An 18,950-nucleotide genomic window follows, 5' to 3' on the forward strand; every position below is an offset into this window, starting at 1 on the left:
AGACGCCGGCGACGCGTGAAAACGCGCGCCGCCGGCGTCCGAAGCGTGCCTGCGCCGGTGGGGCCCTGAAAGATACTTACCCCGGGCGGCAATGTGTCCCCTCTCATCGTGCCAATTCGGGAGAGGAGGAGGGGGCCGACCGCCGCCGGCGGTCGCCCCCTCCACCCGTCAGGCGATCGGCTTGAGGAGGGCGCTCATCTTCGCGTTGAAGGCCGGGAGCTCCTTCTCCATCAAGACCTTGAAGGCAGCCTTGGCCCGCTCCAGGTCGCCCTCGAGCTCCTTCAGCGTCTGCATCGACGCGTCGGTCGGGCGCCAGTCGGCGCCGCCGGCCACGTCACCCGCGCCACTCCCGATCTCGCCCGCCAGCCACAACAGCGAGAGGTACGTGCGGTAGGTCTCGACGAACCACTTGTCGTCGGAATGCAGGTCGTGGCGCGACAGGAGGATCAGCTCGATGTCGAGCATCTTCTGGTCCATCTCCTTGAGCGCCTTGACCGCCGCCGCATTGCCGGCGTTGGCCTTGAGCTGGTCCTCGATGTTCTTGCGCAGGACCTCGATCTGGTTGACGATGGTGGCCGTCTCCGTGAGGCGGTCGCGCACGCGCACCTGCGCCTCGGTCGAGGCGATCAGGTCGTCGACCGACGCGGGGACGTCGGTCGCCTTGAGGATCGTGAGCGGCTGCCGGAACGTCTGCCCGCCCGCGGTGAGCGTCACCGTGTATGCTCCCGGCGCCCCCAGCGGTCCCTGCGACTGGGGCTGCTGGATCCCCCAGTGGGCGATGGGGCGGGTGTCCATCCCCTTGAAGCGGGGCTCGTCCCAGATGTACGGATTGTCGGGCGGCAGGGCGCGCAGCGCCACCGGGACCGACAGGTCGTAGCGAAGGTTCCACACCACGCGGTTGAGCCCCACCTGCGGCCGCACCTTGAGCGTGCGGGCCACGCGCCCGGCGGCGTCGCGGATCTCGAGCGTCACCAACGACGTGTCGGTCGCCCGGAAGGTCAGGTCGGCCCGCCCCTCGCGCGCGCGCCGGACCCCGGGGTGCGGCGCGAAGAGCGTGGCACCGCCAGCCGCAACTCCCCCGTCCTGCAGCGCCGCGAGGTCGCGCAGCACCCACAGCCCGCGCCCGTACGTCGACACCACGGCGTCATTCCACCCCTTGGGAATCTCGATCCACGTCACCGGCGCCGCGGGGAGCCCGGTCTGGTACTGGGTCCAGCGCGCGCCGTCGTCCAGCGAGTAGTAGAACGCGTGCCCCGTCCCCGCCAGGAGCATCCCCTTCCGCTCCGGATGCTCGGCGATGCTCAGCACATAGTCGAGCGGGTGCGCGCTCGGGAGGTTGCTGACGATGCTCTTCCAGGTCTTGCCGTAATCGCTCGTCTTGTAGAGGTACGGGCGCCGATCGTCATTCGTGTGCAGGTCCACGACGACGTACGCCGTCGCGGCATCGTGCAGCGACGGCTCGATCTCGCGGATCGTCCCCCACGCCGGCATCCCGGTGATGTTCTTCGTGAGGTCGGTCCACTCGCCGCCGCCATTGCGCGTGACCCATACCTTTCCGTCGTTCGTCCCGGCCCAGATGAGCCCGCGCTCCACCTTCGACGGGGCGATGGCGAAGACCACCGACCCGTAGAACTGCCCCAGGTTGTCACCGATCACCCCACCCGATGGCTTGACCTTCGACGGGTCCTTCATCGACAGGTCGGGAGAGATGATGTCCCAGCTCTGCCCCTTGTCGTTGCTGCGGAAGATCACCTGGCAGCCGTAGTACAGCGTCTCCGTCTCGAACGGATCGGCGGCCAGCGGCGCCGTCCAGTGACAGCGGTACTTGATGTCGTCGGGCGGCGAGTCCAGGGTGATGCGGTACGGCTGCACCGAACGCGCCGTCTGCATCCGGTGATCGTAGCGCGTGACCTTGTTGCCGTAGCAGCTCGCCCAGATCACGTCCGGGTTGTTGGGGAGGGGGAAGGTGAAGCCCGACTCGCAGCCGCCGATCCCGTGGTCCCATTCCCGCACGCCGTCCTGCGAGGCGCCGTAGAACTGCGGGCCGCCGCCCCCCATTCCCGGAGTCCCGCGCTCATAGCCGTCCGAGGGGCCGCGCATGGTCCCGTTGTCCTGGCGGTTGGAGTACACCCAGTACGGGATGCGGTTGTCGACCGCCACGTGGTACATCTGCCCGTTGTTCAAGACCACGTTCTTGCGCTGCCGCATGTGCGTCGTCGTGATCTTGAAGCCCACATCGTCGGTGAGGCCGAAGTGGTCGGGGTCCGTGGGCGAGATCCAGATGTCGTGCGTGTCGCCTCCCCAACGCGTGTCCTCGAACGTCTTCCCGCCATCCATCGAGCGCCAGAACGACGAGTTCGCGACATAGACCTCGTCCTGGTTCCCGCTGTTCACCGCCAGGTGCATGTAGTAGCCGGCGCGCCCGATCAGCGAGCGCTGCCAGCTCACCGCCTGCCACGTCGCCCCACCGTCATCGCTTCGCCACAGCGACCCCTGATTGAGCGTCTGGATGAGGGCGAAGATGCGGTTGGGGTTCGAGGGGGCGATCGCCACGCCGACCTTCCCGATCGGCGGCTTCGGGAGCCCCGCGTGCTCGACCTTCTTCCACGCGGCGCCACCGTTGCGCGTCATCCAGATCCCGCTCCCCGGTCCCCCGCTCGTCATCCCCCACGACTTCATGTCCACCTGCCACATCCCCGCCACCAGGACATCGGGATTCTTGGCGTCCATGGCCAGGTCGGAGCACCCGGTGTTGACGTCGACGAACGCCGAGCGCGTCCACGTCTTCCCCCCGTCGGTCGTCTTGTAGACGCCGCGCTCCTGCTGGGGGCCGGTGGTCCGGCCTAACGCACAGACATAGACGACGTTGGCGTCGGTCGGGTGCACCAGGATCCGCGCGATGCGCCCCGTCTCGCGCAGTCCCATGTGCTGCCACGTCGCCCCCGCATCGGTCGACTTGTAGATCCCGTCCCCCATCACGTCGGACTCGCGGATTGCCCACGCCTCGCCCGTCCCCGCCCAGACGGTGTTCCGGTCGCTGGGCGCCACGGCGAGGGCGCCGATGGCCTGCACCGGCTGCCCGTCGAAGATGGGGCGCCAGTTGGCGCCGCCGTCGGTCGTCTTCCAGATCCCCCCGGAGGCCGATCCAGCGTACCAGGTCGCGGTGTCACCCTCCACCCCGGCCAGCGAGGCAAAGCGCCCCCCGGTGGCGGGGCCGAGGAACTCGAAGCGGTACGGCTGCGCGTTCACGGGGGCGTTGGGATCGGGCGCGCCGCGGCGTTGCGCGGTCGCGGGGGAAGCGAGCGTGCTCACGAGGAGCACCGCCGTCAGCAGCGACGCAGCCGACGGCGCAGTGCGGGACCAGCGAGGTGTTTCCGGCATGGCAACCACGGATGGGGGCGAAAGGGGAAGGGGTCGCGCGGAATAGGCGCGCCGGGCGCACGGCGTGCAATGGCGGCGCTCGTATCACTACGCCGCTCGGCGCGTGCATGCTGACGGACTTCCGGTCAGGGAACCCACCCGTAGCTTCCCGCGCGTCACCTCCAGCGAGCCTTTCGTGCGCCCTCACGCCTTTTTCGCAACCACGGCCATCGCCCTCGCCGCCTGCACCACCCAGTCGGTGCCGCCACACTCCGCCGAAGGCGCCGCCGCCGCCACGGCCACCTACTTCGACACCACCGGGCGCACCGACATCCTCGGTGGCGGGGCACGGCTCATCCCCGTCAGCACCCCCAAGGGAACCTTCCGGGTCTGGACCAAGCGCGTCGGCAACAACCCCACCATCAAGGTCCTCCTGTTGCACGGGGGGCCGGGAATGACGCACGAGTACTTCGAGGCCGCCGACTCGTACTTTCCCGGCGCCGGCATCGAGTACTACTACTACGACCAATTGGGCTCGTACTACTCGGACCAGCCAAGGGATTCCTCGCTCTGGAACACCGCGCGCTTCGTCGAGGAAGTGGAGCAGGTGCGGCAGGCGCTTGGCCTCGGCCCGGAGAACTTCTATCTCCTGGGGCAGTCGTGGGGGGGGATCCTCGCGATGGAATACGCCCTCAAGTACCAGCAGCACCTCAAGGGGCTCATCATCTCCAACATGATGGCCAGCATCCCGGCCTACAACGAGTATGCCGCCAAGGTCCTGATGCCGAAGATGGACCAGAAGGTGCTGGCCGAGATCAAGGCGCTCGAGGCGAAGAAGGATTACGGGAACCCGCGCTACATGGAGCTCCTGGTCCCCAACCACTACGAGCACCACGTCCTGCGCATGCCGCAGGCCGAGTGGCCCGATGGCGTGCAACGCGCCTTCAAGCACGTGAACCCCGACATCTATGTGTCCATGCAGGGGCCGAGCGAGCTCGGAGCCAGCGGCAAGCTGGAGAAGTGGGATCGCACCGCCGACCTCCCCAAGCTCACCATCCCGACGCTGGTGATCGGCGCCGAATACGACACCATGGACCCCAAGCACATGGAGTGGATGGCGGGGCAGGTACAGCGGGGGCGGTACCTCTACTGCCCCAAGGGGAGCCACCTGTCGCTGTACGACGACCAGCAGGTGTACTTCGACGGGGTGATCCGCTTCCTCAAGGACGTCGACGCCGGGCGGTTCGCGGAGGCGAAGTGAGGTAGCGCCTGGGGTGGGAGCGCCGCGAGCGGCAGGATCGCCCGCTGCGCCTCCGCACGGCGTCACCCGTCGTTGCTCAGCGTCCCAGGAACTTCTCCACCGCCGGCCATACCACATCGGGGCGCTCGGCGTACGGGAAGTGTGCCGCGCGAGGCACCTTGACCAGGGTCGCGCGGGGCAAGGCCGCAATCCACTCCTCCACCAGGTCCATGGGGATCGCCTCCTGCTCCCCATGAAGGACGAGCGTCGGGATGTCGAGCGTGTGCAACGCCCCGCGGATGTCCCAGTCGCCGTACGACGCCATCACCAAGCGGAGCGGGGCCAATGAAGATCATGCGCGCCACGTTGGCCGGGTGCGCGATGGCGTACGTCGCGGCCAGGAGCGGGCCGTACGAGTGCGCGATGAGCGTCATGTGCGCCAGGCTGAAGTGACGCCGCACCGCGTCGAGGTCGGAAACCTGTTGCGTCGCGTTCAGCGTCGTCGTATCGGTCGGCAAGGTGGAGCGTCCCGCGCCGCGCTGGTCATAGAAGATGACCGTGTGCCTCTGGGCGAGCGCGGCGAAGTCGTCGGCAATGCTCTCCAAGTCGACGCCCGGGCCGCCATGGATGGCCACCAGGGTGTCGGCGCCGTTCCCCACGGCACGGTCGCGTGTGTCCTCACATGGTCGCGCTGCCATAAAGGTGGGAGCCTCCTTCAAGCCCGGGGCGGTTCAGTGAGATGATCGGCATCCCGCTTCTCGATCACGTGATCGTCGGCAGCGGTAGATACGTGTCCATCGCCGAACAACGGCTTCTATATGCCAAGGGCGCAGCAGAGATGCTGCGCCCTTATTGTCATGACCGCACCGAAGCGCGTGGAGCGCGCTAACGCCGAAACGAGACCGTGATAGCGTCGACGCTGGAAGCCGAGAAGGCACGTTCTGTGAACCCGGTGCGCGTGAGTTGTACGAATGGCGCCTTTGGCGACGAGCCCAGAGGTATTTCCACGCCTGCCCGCCAGGTGGCTCGGACCGCCGCGCTCTCGTCCACTGGGACTTTTCTTCGTTGGTTCACTCGCGGATCGTAAGCAACAATCGCTCCGAGCCCCCCGACAAGGCGAAGCGGCCAGCCCACTCGTGGAGCCACGCTGCCCTCCAACGCTAGGCCGCTCATCCAAGTGGGAAACACGCCATCAGGTAGGCAACCGTTGCCGACCGGATGACACAGGTCGATGCCATCGACGAGGAAGATCCCACGGGTCAGTGACGCGAGTGCACGTAACGAGAATAGCGTCGCCAGTTGGCGCTCTACACCCAACACGAGGCCGACTGTTCCGATGCCACCTTCCGGGTGTGCCGTTCGCAGACCGCCTACGGTAAGCCCCGCCACAACTACGGTACGAGGCACTCTCTCCTGGGCATCAGACGTCCCAGGTGATAGCGAGAGCGCAATGCCACTTACCACCGCGACAACAGGCCACAGATCGCGCATGGTACCCTCTCAGGATGCGAGGTTAGAAGCCACAGGTCGGATTCCCCGCCGACACAGACACTGCGCGTGAGTCAACTGAACCGCCCCGGGCTCCGTGGAGGCTCGGTGAGTTGAGTCTCACCGCCCCGGTGTGGCCGGTGAGGGTCTCGTGATACATCGCCTCGAACTCTGCGGGGGGAACATAGCTCAGCGGTTCCAGCAAGCGCTGCGTGTTGAACCAGCCGACCCATTCCAGCGTCGCCAACTCCCCGTCATCAAAGCGGCGCCACGGGCCACGCCGCCGGATGACTTCCGTCTCGCACCAGCCGATCACCGACTCCGCCAGCGCGTTGTCGTAGGCGTCGCCGACGCTGCCGACCGAGGGGGCCGCCCCGGCCTCCGCCAGGCGCTCGGTGTAGCGCATGGACGGTCAAGGATCACCCACTTCTGCGCAGTTGGCGATCGCCAAGTGTTACGCACCAGGTTTGCTCGATCTCTTGGGAGCATCACCTCCTGACGGGGCGGGCGGCTCGCCGGCCTCGCGCTCCGCTTCCCGCACCCAGCGGCGCAGGGTCTCGTTTGTGCACCCCAGCTTCGGGGCAATCGCACAAATCGTCGCCCATTGCGACGCATGCTGCGGCGTCTGCTCCCGGACCAGCCGGATAACGCGCTGGCGCACCTCAGGACTGAACCGCTGCTGCCGTTTCGATGTGCTCATGGCTCCAATCTCTCACAGAGTGGAGCCTCCAGTAATCCCGGCGCGGTTCATTCCTTGCGCGCGACGGCCGCCATCAACGCGCTCGATCACGAGGCGGATATCGCCACGGTACTGGAGTGGCTGGGGCACGCGAACATCGCGACCACGCGCCGGTACGACCGGCGGAAGACACGCTCCGTGGACAGTCCGACGTTCAAGGTCCGCTACTAATTCAGAGCCCTTCGCAGCGACGCTCCAAGGCTGATGGCGAGAAAAGCACGGAGCGCACCACGAGCACACGCAGCACGCCGGTAACCCGGAGCACCACCAGTACGTCCAACTCGTTGCACCGCCACGAGTGCCCTGGTCGCATCCCCGATCGGTGGGGGCGCTGCTCCACCAGCCGTATCCAGGACGTGGGAGCGACGTTGCGATGGGCGCGCCCCAGAGTCGCGGCGAAGCGAGGAGGTGACGGTGTCGATGACTTCCCTGAATCACTCGCCGATGACGACGACCAGCCGTTCTGAGGTCAACCAGACGTCGCCAATTGCGAAGCGATTCCGCCAACACACCGGTGCGGATGACGGGGGCGCCCCCCCGTCGTCCGGTACCCGTTCCCTCCGCCTACACCGCGTCGCTCAAGCTGGTGAACGCGAACTCCCGCGTGCGGATGGCGGGGACGACGATCGCTTGCCCCGTGTTCCCGCTCTCGCTCGCACTCACGCGGATCGCGCGCGACATCGCCTCCAGGTTGTTCAGCATGAACACGGGCGACTCGTTGAAGCGGAAGTTCTTCACCGCCTTGGTGATCTTCCCCTTCTCCACCAGGAAGGTCCCGTCGCGCGTGAGCCCGGTGTACAGCACCGTGCGCGGGTCCACCGGCCGGATGTACCAGAAGCGCGTAACCAGGATCCCGCGCTCGGTCCCGGCGATGAGCTCCTCGAGCGACTGGTCACCGCCCATCATCTTGAGCCCGGCCCCGCCTCCACCGAAGCCGCCGAAGCCGCCGCCACCACCCCCCGTGTTGGCCTCCTTCCCCTGCTTCTGCGCCCAGTAGCGGTCGTAGGCCAGGTTCTTCACGACGCCATTCTCGATCCAGACCGTGCGCTTGAGCGGGAGCCCGTCAGCCGCAAAGGTGTTGGTGCCGATATCGGGATCGAGCGGGTCGGAAACGAGCGTGACCCGCTCGTCCATCACCTTCATCCCGATCTTGTTCCCCCCGCCCTGCTTCGTGAAGAAGGACCGCCCCTCGTCGGCGTTGCGGGCGTTCATCGCCCCCAGTAGCAGCTGCACGAGGTTCCCCACCGCGGTGGGCTCGAGGATCACGGTGTAGCGCCCCGGCTCGATCGCCACCGCGTTCTGCGACGCGCGCGCCTTCTGGATCGCCGTCGCGCCCAGCGCCCTGGCGTCGATCTTCGACCAATCCCAGTGCGCCGCTCCGCCCCACCCCGACCCCTGCCCGTCTGGGGTGCGGACGGTGGTGGTGAGCACCGCCTCGGTGGTGCGCGAATACGCGAACAGTCCCTTGTTGTTGGCGATCGCCAGCGCCGTCCCGCGCGACTCGATGTACCCCGTCGACACCAACCCCGCGCCGCGCGCCGGCTCGGTGATCGTCCGGATCGCACCGGCCCGCGCCACCGGGTCGAGGAGCGCCGTGGCGTCGCTCCACCCCGCGGACTCCGCATATTCCTGGGGCCCGAGCTCCGGCATGGCCTCCGGGTCCTCGGGCGACAGGCGCGCCAGCTTCTCGGAGTTGGCCACCACCTGCCGCAGCGCCGCATCATCCAGCTTGTTGGTCGTCGCCGTCGCGCTCCGCTTCCCGTACGTGCTGAGCACGGTGACGACCGTGTCGAAGTTGTCGCCCGCGGTCGAGATCTGGTTCACCGCAAAGCGCGAGTTGGCGCGCGCCGCGCTCCGGATCGTGACGCGCGTGGCGTCGGCGGTCGCGAACGACAGCACCCGCTTGGCCAGCGCCTGCGCCTCGTCGCGCGACAGGATGGGCGCCCCCTCGACGTACAACGAACGCGGCGCGCTCATCCCTGCCTCCCGGTGTTGATGACGTTGACCTGGCGATGGCGCGTCGGGATGCACCCGTGCGACACGGCGTTGGACTGCGACGGCTGCCCCTTGGCGTCGCCGAAGGCACCGCACAGTTGGTAACTCTTCGGCCCGCCGATCATGTCCATCGACGCCCAGAACTCCGGCGTGCGAATCTGGTAGGCCACGTCCTTCAACATCCCCGTGATCTTCCCCCCGCGAATCTCGTAGAACAGCTGGCCGCCGAACTGCGCGTTGTAGCGCTGCTGGTCGATCGAGAACGACCCGTCGCCCACGATCGCGATCCCGCGATCCGTCGCCGCGATGATGTCCTCGAACGAGCGCTCCTCCTTCCCCGGCACCATCGAGACGTTCGGCATGCGCTCGAACTGCACGTCGGCCCAGCTCTGCGCATAGCTGCACCCCTGCGAGCGGGTCGCCCGCCCCTTCTGCTTGTCCCACCACTCCAGGAATGGGGCCTGCATGCGCGTGATCGCGTGGTAATTCACCAGGATCCCCTTCTCGATGATCATGAAGTCCTCGGGCTGCTGCCCCTCGTCGTCCCACCCGCACGCCGAGAGCGAGCCCACCTGCGAGCGATCGCCACGAACGTTCATGAGCTCCGAGCCGAACTTGAGCTTGCCCAGCGCCTTCTCCGGCGGCGCCGCGAACGACGTCCCGGCATAGTTGGCCTCGTAGCCCAAGGCGCGATCGAGCTCGGTGGGATGGGCGCACGCCTCGTGCACCGTCAGCCACAAGTGCGTCGGGTCCAGCACCAGGTCGTAGCGCCCCACCTCGACCGGCTTGGCCGACAGCTTCTCCACCGCCTGCTCGGCCCACTTGGCCGCATTCACCACCAGGTTGGCGTCGGTCACGTGCTCGTAGCCGAGCCCCTTGGGCTGGATGTCGGTGGACTGGCGTGACTGGAAGTCGGTGAAGTCGCTCGACACCGCCGTCACCGTCAGCGACGGCTGCGCCCGGTAGATGGTCTGGACGGTGTACGTCCCGTCGGTGTTGGCGTAGGTCTTCTCCTCGCGCAGGAAGAACATGCTGGAGGTGCAGAAGCGCGCCCCCTTCACCTTGAGCGCCGCCTCGTTGGCCGCCAGGAGCAACTGCGCCTTCTCCTCGATGGGGACGTCGAACGGGTCCACCTTGATCGGCGACTTCCAGCGCCCGTCGGTCACGGGCGCCCCCCCGGGGGCGAGGACGACGGGGCGGAGCTGCGTCGGCGCCGAGGCCTGCGCCTGGCGGGCCGCCTGTCGCGCCACGCGCACGATCTCGTCCGGCGTGATGGTGCTGCTGGCGGCGAATCCCCACGCCCCGTTCACCAGGACACGCACCCCGAAGCCGAACGTCTCGTTGTCCACCACCCCCTGCACCCGCCGCTCACGGGTGAAGAGGTTCTGGGTGCGGTTGCGGGAGATGCGGACGTCGGCATACGACGCCCCTGCCCCCTTCGCCGCCTCCAGCGCCCGCATCGCGAGCTCCTTGAAGGCCGGGTCCTGCAGGGGGAGGGCGTCCGGCCCGACCAGGGCCGATGCCGTGCGCGGCGAAATGTGCGTGACGCCGAGCGCGGCGGCCGCGACCGACGAGGCGCGCACGAAGTCGCGTCGAGTGAATGTCACCGGGTAACCTCTGAGGTGAGTGGGCGGTGGTACAACGGCTGGCGCGCCGCAGATGTTGACCGGCGCTCATGCTTCGGCGCGTCCATGGGCGGCCAAGCGGGAGAGCCCCATCGCGAGAGCCCTACCGCGAGAGCCCTACCGCGAGAGCCGCTCGGCGCGAGCCGCTCCCCAGGGGGCTGCCGTCCGCAACGAGGCCGCTCCCCGTTCCGCCTCTCGACCCGTCTCCGCACGTCTTGTGCGTAGTCTCCATATGGAATAGACTTGGGAATACTATCCCCATGGAGTCGCACGTGCGACCATCCAGAGAGCGCGCACCAGCGGACCTCGCGGTCCACGCCCCCGCCGCCCTGCGCACGGTCTTCCACATCGCCGAGTCGTGGCAGCTCTCGGCACGTGAGACGAGGATCCTTCTCGGGAGCCCCCCCGAATCCACGTTCTATAAGTGGAAGGCCGGCAAGGTCGGGGTCGTCTCGCGCGACCTCCTGGAGCGGGTGTCGTACCTCCTCGGCATCTACAAGGCGCTGCAGCTCCTCCTCCCCGATCCCGACGCCGCCGACGCCTGGGTCAAGCGCCCCAACGACGCCCCGCCCTTCAATGGCCGCTCCGCCCTCGATGTCATGCGCTCCGGCAACGTGGCCGACCTCTATCTGGTGCGGCAGTATCTCGACGCGCAGCGCAGCGGGTGGGCATGACGCGTGAGGGCGATGCACCTGACGGGCTCCCCCGCGGCCTCTCCACGGGACCGGCCGACCTCTCCCTGGTTACGTGGGATCCGCCCGTGCGGCGCGTGCGCTGGGAACCGTCCGTTCGCGTCGTCCCGTCGCGCTTCCCGCCCATCGACCTCTTCGAGCGGGTGGCCGACCCGCGCGACTACGATGCGATCTACGCCGTCGAGTCGCTCACCAACACGCGACTGCGCGACGAGGTCGGCGAGCTCTCGCTCGTCCCGCCGCGCGACCGTGTGAGCGGCCCGGGGTCCAGCTGGATCATGGCCCCCTTCACGCACCTCTCGTCAGGCGGCGGGCGGTTCTCCACCGGCGCCTTCGGCGCCTACTACTGCGCCCGCACGCTCGCGACCGCGGTCGCCGAGACGCGGCATCACCGGGAGGCCTTCCTCCGGGCCACGCGGCAGGGCCCCATCGAACTCGACATGCGCGTGATCCACGCGACACTCGACGCCGAGCTGCATGACCTGCGGGGGCTCGCGACGCGACATCCGGAGCTGCATTCGCCCACCGACTACTCGGCGAGCCAGGGGCTCGCGATGCGGCTGCGCGCGGCCGGGTCGTGGGGCCTCGCCTGGGAGAGCGTGCGACACGCGGGGGGCGAATGCGCGGCGGTGCTGCGACCGATCGCGCTTTCGCAGCCGCGACAGGCACAGCACCTCGCCTATGTGTGGGACGGGGTGCGCATCACCCACGTCTATGAGAAGAGGCTGCTCGGCTTCTAGCCGGCAGCGAGAAGAGGCTGCTCGGCTTCTAGCCGGCGCCTGCTACCGCTTCTTGGCGCGCTTCTTCATCGCGATGCCGGCCACGGCCAGCGCGGCCCCGGCGAGCGCGGCTCCGGCTGCGGCGCGCTTGATCGCCTTCTTCTTCTTGTCGCGTCCCGTGACCTTGTCGGCCACCTTCGTCGCCAGCGCCTTGGCGCGCTTCTGGGCCTTCACCGCCGACTGCTTCGCCGTCTTCTTCAGCGTCTTTCCACCCGTGCGTACGGCCTTCTTCGCGGTCTTCGCTAGCGTTGCCATGTGGTTCCTCCGGTAATGGCGTGAGTGACGCGATGCCCCATGATACACCTAACGCCGGATGCGGTCCACGCTTTTCTTCGCGCGCGGCCGCTCAGCGCCGGTGCCCCATGCCCATCCCGTGCTTCCCTTCCGAGAGCGACCAGACGTATGCCGCGGCGGCACGCAGCTGCTCGTCGGGGAGCGGAAGCGGCGCCATCAGCCCGAAGCGTTCGATCGCCATCGGCGGCATCAGCGACTTCTCCTTTGCCGGCGCCTTGATCCACGCCACGATCCGTTCGAGCGCGGCATCGCGATCGCCCTCGAGCTGCATCCGGTAGCGGTGCGAGACGTGCGCCAGCGGCGGCGCGAGCTTCGCGGGCGGCTGCTCGGTGTGGCACGCGGCGCAGACGGTGGTCACCAGTTGCTTCCCCTGCGCCAGCAGGGCGGAATCGGGCGCGGTTCCCTGCGCCTCCGCCGCCACTGCGACGCCGGTGCAGAGTGCCGCCGCCGTGATGGCCGTGATGATGCGTTGCATGCTGTCTCCAGGAATCGAGGCGACGCCACCACGTGCCCGCTGGCGGGCCAGTTGGCGGGCCAGCGCGCTCAGCGCGCCGGCGTGGCGTCAGGAATGAAGATCGAGTAGATCCCGCGCAGGTCGCCGGCGGCGAAGCCGAACGCCTTGTCGTTAGGGTAGTTCTTCTTCACGAAGTCCGGGCGCGCATCCCGCTTGCCATGGCACGCCAGGCACGCCGGCTCCACCGTGATGCGGCGGAAGTAGCGCGTTCCCTGCCGTCCCTTGAGCGACGCGCGCACCCACTCCCCCATCACGTCGGGATTCCGGCGCATCTGCATGAAGGCGCGCCGGGCTCCGCCATCGAGCGCGTTGTCCGGATGGCGGTTGCGCTCGGCCAGCTGCGCCACCACCCAGCCGTTCTCCGAGGCGACCTTCATGGCCTGCGCCTTGACCGGCTTGCACACCTGCGCGAAGGTCGAGTCGGTGGCCGCCACCCCGCCCGACGCGAAGGTACGGGCCAGCGACGAGCGGAGGGCGTCCAGCTGCTCCACCTCGCGCACGGCGCGGGCGAGCGCTTCGTTGGGTGCGCCGGGGCGTGTCCCCCCCTGCGCCCCGAGGGAAAGGAACGGAACACCGAGCACAAGGAGCGCGAGCGGCAAGGACGTCGTGGGGAGGCGAGGCATGGCGGACTCCAGCGATGGACTGCCGTATATAACCTGACGGTTATATACAGCCATTCTTCGCGAGGCACAGTCCGGGTTTGCCCTGCGTCGCCCTCCCGTCACCCCGACGGACTGGGCACGCTCACGCCCCCTCGCGCATCGGCACCCACACCCGCATCCGATCCCGCATCCGCGATCGCCCCCGCGATCGCTCACTCCGCGGGAGCGTCGAACTCCGGCGCCTGCAGGGCGCGGGGGGCGAGGTCCAGCGGCTCCACCTCCTGGATGGCGCGCGGCGACTCCACCCCCAACTCCCGGAACTTGCGCGCCGAGACCAGGACGCGTGACTCGATGGTCCCGACCGCGTTGTTGTACGCATCCACCGCCGTCCGCAGCCCACGCCCCATCCGGTCGAAGTGCTCGGCCAGCTTGCCGACGCGGTCGTACAGCTCCTGCCCCAGGTCGCGCACGCGTTCCGCGTTGGCGGCGATGACCTCCTGTCGCCATCCGTAGGCGATCGTCTTGAGCAGCGCCACCAGCGTCGACGGCCCCGCCAGCAGCACGCGGTTGGCGAAGCCGCGCTCGTAGAGCCCCGGGTCTTCCTGGCACGCCGCAGCCAGGAACGACTCGCCGGGGACGAAGAGGACGACGAAATCGGGCGTCTGGGCGAACTGGTCCCAGTACGCCTTGGTGGACAGCTGCTCCATGTGGGAGCGGAGGTGCGCCGCATGCCGCTTGAGCGCCTGCCCGCGCGCCCCCTCGTCAGGCGCCTCCAGCGCGTCGAGGTACCCCTGGAGGGCGACCTTCGAGTCGACCACCACGGTCTTCCCGCCGGGAAGCTTCACCACCAGGTCGGGGCGCTGGCGCCCCTCGGCGCCATCCACGCTCTGCTGCTCCTGGAAGTCGGCGTGCTCCTCCATTCCCGACATCTCGACCACGTTTCGCAGCTGCAACTCCCCCCACCGCCCGCGCACCTGCGGCGCCCGCAGCGCCTTGGTCAGGTTCTGCGTCTCCACCTGCAGCCGTGTGCTCCCCTCGGCCACCGCGCGCAGCTGCGACTCGAGCGAGGCGAAGGCGCTGATGCGCTGCTTCTCCACGCCGTCCACCACGCCGTGCAGCCGCTCCAGCCCCTCGCGCAGCGGCGCCACCAATTGCTCGACCTCGGCCTTGCGGGCATCGAGGTCGGCCGACGAGTGGGCGCGCATCTCGCCCATCCTGCTCCCCGCGAGTTCGAGGAAGGCGGCCCCGTTCTGCTGCAACACCTCGGTGGCCAGCGCCGAGAAGGCGTCCTTGAGCCGCGCCTCCGAGCTGGAGAGGAGGGCGAGCTTCTCCTCTACCGCACGCTGCTCGGCCTCGTTGCCGGCGCGCAGCGCGGCGAGCGATTCGCGCGCCTCAGCCAGGGCGCGTTGCAGCTGGGCCAGCTCCTGGCGGGCGGTGGCCAGCTCGCCGCGGGCGGTGGTGAGGTCGGCGGCAGCCCGATCGCGGTCGGCGCGCAGCTGCTGCTGGGTGCCGCGCAGGGCGAGCCAGGTGAGGAGGGCGCCGGCGACCCCGGCCGCCACCGCCACCAGAAGCACTACGGAGTTCACGGGGGGCAGGGCTCGAGTCAGGAGATGCGACCGTCTGCGAGTGCACGAATCGCTCGGGATGAACCAGCGACCAACGTAACCACGGCCGGTGACACCCGCCTCGGGGGCGCTGTCGGCCGCGAGCGCGGTCGGCAACCGACGCCGGCGCCACCCTACCCCACCCCCGCCAGCTCCACCAACGCCCCCGCGCACCCCACCCCCACCAGCTGCGCCCGCACGCGCACCACCGCCTCCCGCGGCACTGCCTCCGTGTGCGCCGCCGCGTTCCGCACCTCCGCCACCATGCGCACCACCGACGGAAGCGACCCGGTGAACCAGCGCCCCTTGCGGAGGTGCTCACCGAGCCACGCCACGCGCGCGTCGTCCCTGTCGATCGCGTCGGCCAGCGCGCCTAACGTCCAGTTCGTCCCGTCGGCCAGGTCGCGCGTCGTCCCGTCCACGTTCGCCAGCCGCACGTCGCGCGGCGCCCGCCGCAGCGCGTGGCGCAGCACCAGGTTCACCTGCAGCTCCAGCGCCCGCGCCAGGTTCACCGCTACCGGGGACAAGTCGAACGCCGCATCGCGATGGTGCGCCCGGAAGATCTGCTCGGCCGAGGCGATGAACGAGCGCGCCGCCGGGTCGAGCGCCTCCCACAGCGCCGGGCCGAAGCGATGGTCGCGCAACTCCGCCTGCATCGCGGCGTTCCCTCCCTGCTCGGCGTCGAACTCCACCCAGAAGCGCCCGTTCGTGTAGCGCTCCCGCAGGGCGGCGTCGAACCACCGCACCTCGTCGTCGCGCCACACGAGCAACGGAAGGTCGACCATCCCGCCGTACAACGACACCGGACGGTCGTGATAGTGCACGTTGCGCAGCTTCTTGAGCTCGGCGATGACCGCCAGCGTGTCGTCGGCCACCACGCGCCGGATGTCGAACAGGCGAAACCAGCAGTCGCACGACAACCCCGCCTCGCGATAGTACGACGGAACGTGGTCGTCGTCGTCGTCGTCCAGCACGTCGTCACTCGTGATCTCCGCCACGTGCGCCACGTACAGCGACCGGTAGTCGGTGAGATACAGGTGCAACTCGCGCTCGCTCCCGTCGCCCAGCATCGCGTCGAGCGCCAGGACCTGGTCCAGGTGCGCCATGGGCTGCTGCCGGTTGCTCGATCGTACCTTCCCCCACCAGACGTACACGTCCTCCTCCTCGCTCTCCTCGGCGCGATGCGCCCGCGCATGGCGCAGGAGCACCTCCAGGTGCGCCTCCATCGCGTCGGCCTCGTACGAGGGGTTCCAGACACCCAACAGGTGGTGGGCTCGGTCGGTCGCGGGCATGCGGTGAGGGGAGGGAGTGATCGATGCGGAGTGAGGTTAGCGCCCACGCCTCACCTACGCGACAGGCGTCTCGACCGGCGCTGGCCCATGCGCTGGATGCTTCGCGCGTGGTCGGGGCGGCGTATCCGGCCCCAGGGGGGGCAGCCCACCAGGACGTAGCGCCCGGCCCCCGCTAAGCGAGCCGCCGCGATCGATAATCGCTCGCATAATCCCCCCCGGCGACCTTCCCTCGCGAACGACAGCCCCCAGCAGGGCGCGTCGAGCCACTCATACAGGGGAGACAGACGACATGTTGACGTCGTGGATCAGGGACGCGCGGCACCTTGGAATAGGCCTGGCCGCCAAGCTGGCCCTCGCCGCGCTGGTCGCGTGCGGAGATGGAGGGAATTCGGGGACGGGGCCTCTCCCTCCCGCGGCCGTGGCATCGGTCACCGTGGCCCCGGGGACGGCCTCCGTCCTGGCTGGTCGTCAGGTCACGCTGCTCGCCGTCGCCAAGGACGCGAACAGCCGCCCGCTCGAGCGCGCCATCACCTGGGCCTCGGCCAACGCCGCCATCGCCACCGTCTCGGCCACCGGCACGGTGACCGCCCTCGCCCCCGGCGAGGTGACCATCACCGCCACCAGCGAGGGGAAGGTGGGGTCGGCGCTCATCCAGGTGGCGCAGGTCCCGGTGGCCGAGGTGCGCCTGAGCGCAGACGAGGAAGTGGTGCTGGAGTGGAACGGGAGCGCGCAGCTGTCGGCCATCGCGATGGACGCCGAGGGGAACACGATCACCGGGCGCCCGGTGACGTGGCAGTCGAGCAAGCCGGCGGTGGTGACCGTTGCGCCTGACGGCACGCTCCAGGCGCTGGCGAGCGGCGTGGCCAACGTCACCGCGATCATCGAGGGGAAGGCCGCCACCGTCGGCGTGCGGGTGAACCCGGTCCCCGTGGCCAAGGTCTCCATCGACGGGCATCCCGATGGCATCGAGACCGGCGACACCTTCTTCCTCTCCTCGTACGTGGAAGGGGCGAACGGCCAGCCGCAGCCACGTATCGCCACCTGGACCACCGACAACCCGGCCGTCGCCACGGTGCAGGCCAACCAGCAGTCGCTCGCCGCGGTGCAGGCCGTCGGGGCGGGGACGGTCACGATCACCGCGGCGGTGGACGGCAAGAGCGCGTCCGTCACCTTCACCGTCACCCCGCGTCCGACGCACGACCTCATCTACGCGAACATCGCCAACAACGGCGCGGCGGAGCTGTTCGTCCTCGGCCTGGGCGGCGGCGGCGCGGCTCCGGTGCGCCTCAATGCCGGGAACGTCTCGCGCGAGCCGTCGCCCTCGCCCGACGGCCAGCGCATCGTCTTCAGCGTGTCGCAGGCGCATCCGGTCACCGGCGAACCGCAGCACGATCTCTACATCGTGCAGCGCAACGGGATGGGGATGCGCCAGCTCACCAGCATGGCCGGCTACGAGCACGCGCCGCAGTGGAGCCCCGACGGCTCGCGCATCCTCTTCCGGGCCGCGGACGGGGTCAACGCTCGGCCGGAGTTCTGGGTCATCAACCCCGACGGGAGCGGCCTGAAGAACCTCTCGACGCAGGTCGCCGTTGCGATGACCGACATGCGCACGCCGGCCTGGTCGCCCGATGGATCGCAGATCGCCTTCATCGGCGCGGTGAACGGCCAGCACAAGGTCTGGCTGATGAATGCGGATGGCACCAACCTCCGGCAGCTGACGAAGGACGCCGGCTTCGACAGCAGCCCCACCTGGTCGCCCGACGGGAGCACCATCGCCTTTACGCGCTGGAACGTGGCCAATCCCGCGCTCGGCGAGGACATCATGATCGTCCCGCTCGCCACCGGCACCCCGCGGCGCATCGCCCTGGCGGGCGACCAGCGCTCGCCGGCGTGGTCCCCCGACGGACGCTTGATCGCCTACGCGGGGACGGTCGTGAGCGGCACGGGGACATCGGCCCTCTATACCATCCGCCCCGACGGCTCGGGCGTTCGCGCGCGCACCGCGCACGTGCAAGGGTCTGGGGCGTTCGGCCCGGCCTGGATCATCCGTTAGGCAACCGTACCGGGGGACGCTCCGATTCGATCGCCCGCGCCAGCACACCGGCGCGGGCGATCGTCATTCGGTCATTTCGGCCTCGATGAGCCGCGGCCCCGCGGTGGCGAACGACTCGCGCAGGGCGCCGGCCAGCCCCTCCGCCGTCGTCACCCGCGAGGCCGGCACCCCCATCGCCCCCGCCAGTTGCACGAAGTCCAGCAGCGGGCGCGACAGGTCGGTGAGGGCGCGCCCGCGCTCCACCCCCGCCAGCTGCATGCGGTGCAGCTCCACGTCGAGGATGCGATACCGGCGGTTGGCGAGGATGACCGTCGTCACGTCGACCCCCTCCCGGGCGAACGACCAGAGCGCCTGCGGCGTGTACATGGCGCTCCCGTCAGCCTGCAGGTTCACCACCCGGCGCCCCGGAGCGGCCAGCGCCGCGCCTAACGACATCGGCATCCCGGCGCCCAGCGACCCTCCCGTCAGGCAGAACCACTCGTGCGGCAGGGCGCCCGCCGTCGCCGCCATGCAGGTGAAGCGGTTGGTGATCGCCTCGTCGCAGACGATCGCCCCCTCGGGGAGGACGGCGGCGACGGTCTGGGCCAGCGCGGCGGCGGTCAGCGCCCCGCTCGCCACCGGCGGGATGGCGCGCGCCACCCGCACCGGCTCCCGCCCGCCGGCGCCCGTCGCC

14 protein-coding genes and 2 pseudogenes (1 of these 16 running past the window's edge) are annotated in these 18,950 nt (G+C 69.3%); 5 read left to right on the top strand and 11 right to left on the bottom strand.

The window, feature by feature from the left end; genetic code table 11:
- Positions 1-168: 168 nt before the first annotated feature.
- Positions 169-3,321 carry a hypothetical protein gene (locus tag ABS52_01365; protein ODT05363.1) on the bottom strand — a complete coding sequence of 1,051 codons (3,153 nt, stop codon included), beginning with the start codon at positions 3,319-3,321 and terminating at the stop codon, positions 169-171.
- A 298-nt stretch (positions 3,322-3,619) separates the two neighbouring features.
- Here ABS52_01365 and ABS52_01370 point away from each other — a divergent pair, with 298 nt between their 5' ends.
- Complete coding sequence (locus ABS52_01370) at positions 3,620-4,621, top strand: proline iminopeptidase (protein ODT05428.1); 1,002 nt, start codon at positions 3,620-3,622, stop codon at positions 4,619-4,621.
- 76 nt (positions 4,622-4,697) lie between these two features.
- Here the strand turns inward: ABS52_01370 and ABS52_01375 are convergent, their stop codons facing one another.
- A complete protein-coding gene (locus ABS52_01375) occupies positions 4,698-4,946 on the bottom strand; it encodes a hypothetical protein (protein ID ODT05364.1) in 249 nt (82 codons plus the stop codon).
- A gap of 1,293 nt (positions 4,947-6,239) precedes the next feature.
- Positions 6,240-6,494, bottom strand: a pseudogene (locus ABS52_01380) (hypothetical protein).
- Positions 6,495-6,842: 348 nt separating this feature from the next.
- On the opposite strand from ABS52_01380, the gene ABS52_01385 reads away from it, so the two are divergent.
- Complete coding sequence (locus tag ABS52_01385; GenBank protein ODT05365.1) at positions 6,843-6,998, top strand: integrase; 156 nt, start codon at positions 6,843-6,845, stop codon at positions 6,996-6,998.
- Between the two features lie 393 nt (positions 6,999-7,391).
- Here ABS52_01385 and ABS52_01390 read toward each other — a convergent pair whose 3' ends face one another.
- Positions 7,392-8,804 (bottom strand): peptidase C69, encoded by a 1,413-nt coding sequence (locus ABS52_01390; protein ID ODT05366.1) that lies wholly within the window; start codon positions 8,802-8,804, stop codon positions 7,392-7,394.
- Positions 8,801-10,429, bottom strand: a complete 1,629-nt coding sequence (locus tag ABS52_01395) for a hypothetical protein (protein ODT05367.1) — start codon at positions 10,427-10,429, stop codon at positions 8,801-8,803. The genes ABS52_01390 and ABS52_01395 overlap by 4 nt, the downstream gene beginning before the upstream one ends.
- Before the next feature lie 278 nt (positions 10,430-10,707).
- On the opposite strand from ABS52_01395, the gene ABS52_01400 reads away from it, so the two are divergent.
- Both ABS52_01400 and ABS52_01405 read left to right on the top strand, forming a co-directional pair.
- A complete protein-coding gene (locus tag ABS52_01400) occupies positions 10,708-11,121 on the top strand; it encodes a hypothetical protein (GenBank protein ODT05368.1) in 414 nt (137 codons plus the stop codon).
- 86 nt (positions 11,122-11,207) lie between these two features.
- Positions 11,208-11,879 carry a hypothetical protein gene (locus ABS52_01405; GenBank protein ODT05429.1) on the top strand — a complete coding sequence of 224 codons (672 nt, stop codon included), beginning with the start codon at positions 11,208-11,210 and terminating at the stop codon, positions 11,877-11,879.
- Between the two features lie 42 nt (positions 11,880-11,921).
- Here ABS52_01405 and ABS52_01410 read toward each other — a convergent pair whose 3' ends face one another.
- From ABS52_01410 to ABS52_01430, 5 genes are all read right to left on the bottom strand, one after another.
- Entirely contained in the window at positions 11,922-12,173 is a 252-nt protein-coding gene (locus ABS52_01410; GenBank protein ID ODT05369.1) for a hypothetical protein, read from the bottom strand.
- Between the two features lie 91 nt (positions 12,174-12,264).
- Complete coding sequence (locus tag ABS52_01415) at positions 12,265-12,687, bottom strand: hypothetical protein (GenBank protein ID ODT05370.1); 423 nt, start codon at positions 12,685-12,687, stop codon at positions 12,265-12,267.
- A gap of 68 nt (positions 12,688-12,755) precedes the next feature.
- Positions 12,756-13,349, bottom strand: a complete 594-nt coding sequence (locus ABS52_01420) for a hypothetical protein (protein ID ODT05371.1) — start codon at positions 13,347-13,349, stop codon at positions 12,756-12,758.
- Between the two features lie 191 nt (positions 13,350-13,540).
- Positions 13,541-14,935 (bottom strand): hypothetical protein, encoded by a 1,395-nt coding sequence (locus ABS52_01425; GenBank protein ID ODT05430.1) that lies wholly within the window; start codon positions 14,933-14,935, stop codon positions 13,541-13,543.
- A 131-nt stretch (positions 14,936-15,066) separates the two neighbouring features.
- Complete coding sequence (locus ABS52_01430) at positions 15,067-16,224, bottom strand: hypothetical protein (GenBank protein ID ODT05372.1); 1,158 nt, start codon at positions 16,222-16,224, stop codon at positions 15,067-15,069.
- A 289-nt stretch (positions 16,225-16,513) separates the two neighbouring features.
- On the opposite strand from ABS52_01430, the gene ABS52_01435 reads away from it, so the two are divergent.
- Positions 16,514-18,277 carry a hypothetical protein gene (locus tag ABS52_01435; protein ID ODT05373.1) on the top strand — a complete coding sequence of 588 codons (1,764 nt, stop codon included), beginning with the start codon at positions 16,514-16,516 and terminating at the stop codon, positions 18,275-18,277.
- A 63-nt stretch (positions 18,278-18,340) separates the two neighbouring features.
- On the opposite strand, the pseudogene ABS52_01440 reads toward ABS52_01435, so the two are convergent.
- Positions 18,341-18,950: pseudogene (locus ABS52_01440) on the bottom strand (hypothetical protein); it runs 973 nt beyond the window's last position.

This window comes from Gemmatimonadetes bacterium SCN 70-22, assembly GCA_001724275.1.
Lineage (GTDB): Bacteria > Gemmatimonadota > Gemmatimonadetes > Gemmatimonadales > Gemmatimonadaceae > SCN-70-22.

Bases quoted from the DNA above. Each gene is read 5' to 3' on its own strand.
- ABS52_01400 (ODT05368.1), top strand. From the start codon at position 10,708: ATGGAGTCGCACGTGCGACCATCCAGAGAGCGCGCACCAGCGGACCTC.
- ABS52_01420 (ODT05371.1), bottom strand. From the start codon at position 13,349: ATGCCTCGCCTCCCCACGACGTCCTTGCCGCTCGCGCTCCTTGTGCTC.
- ABS52_01435 (ODT05373.1), top strand. From the start codon at position 16,514: ATGTTGACGTCGTGGATCAGGGACGCGCGGCACCTTGGAATAGGCCTG.
- ABS52_01415 (ODT05370.1), bottom strand. From the start codon at position 12,687: ATGCAACGCATCATCACGGCCATCACGGCGGCGGCACTCTGCACCGGC.
- ABS52_01410 (ODT05369.1), bottom strand. From the start codon at position 12,173: ATGGCAACGCTAGCGAAGACCGCGAAGAAGGCCGTACGCACGGGTGGA.
- ABS52_01430 (ODT05372.1), bottom strand. From the start codon at position 16,224: ATGCCCGCGACCGACCGAGCCCACCACCTGTTGGGTGTCTGGAACCCC.
- ABS52_01390 (ODT05366.1), bottom strand. From the start codon at position 8,804: ATGAGCGCGCCGCGTTCGTTGTACGTCGAGGGGGCGCCCATCCTGTCG.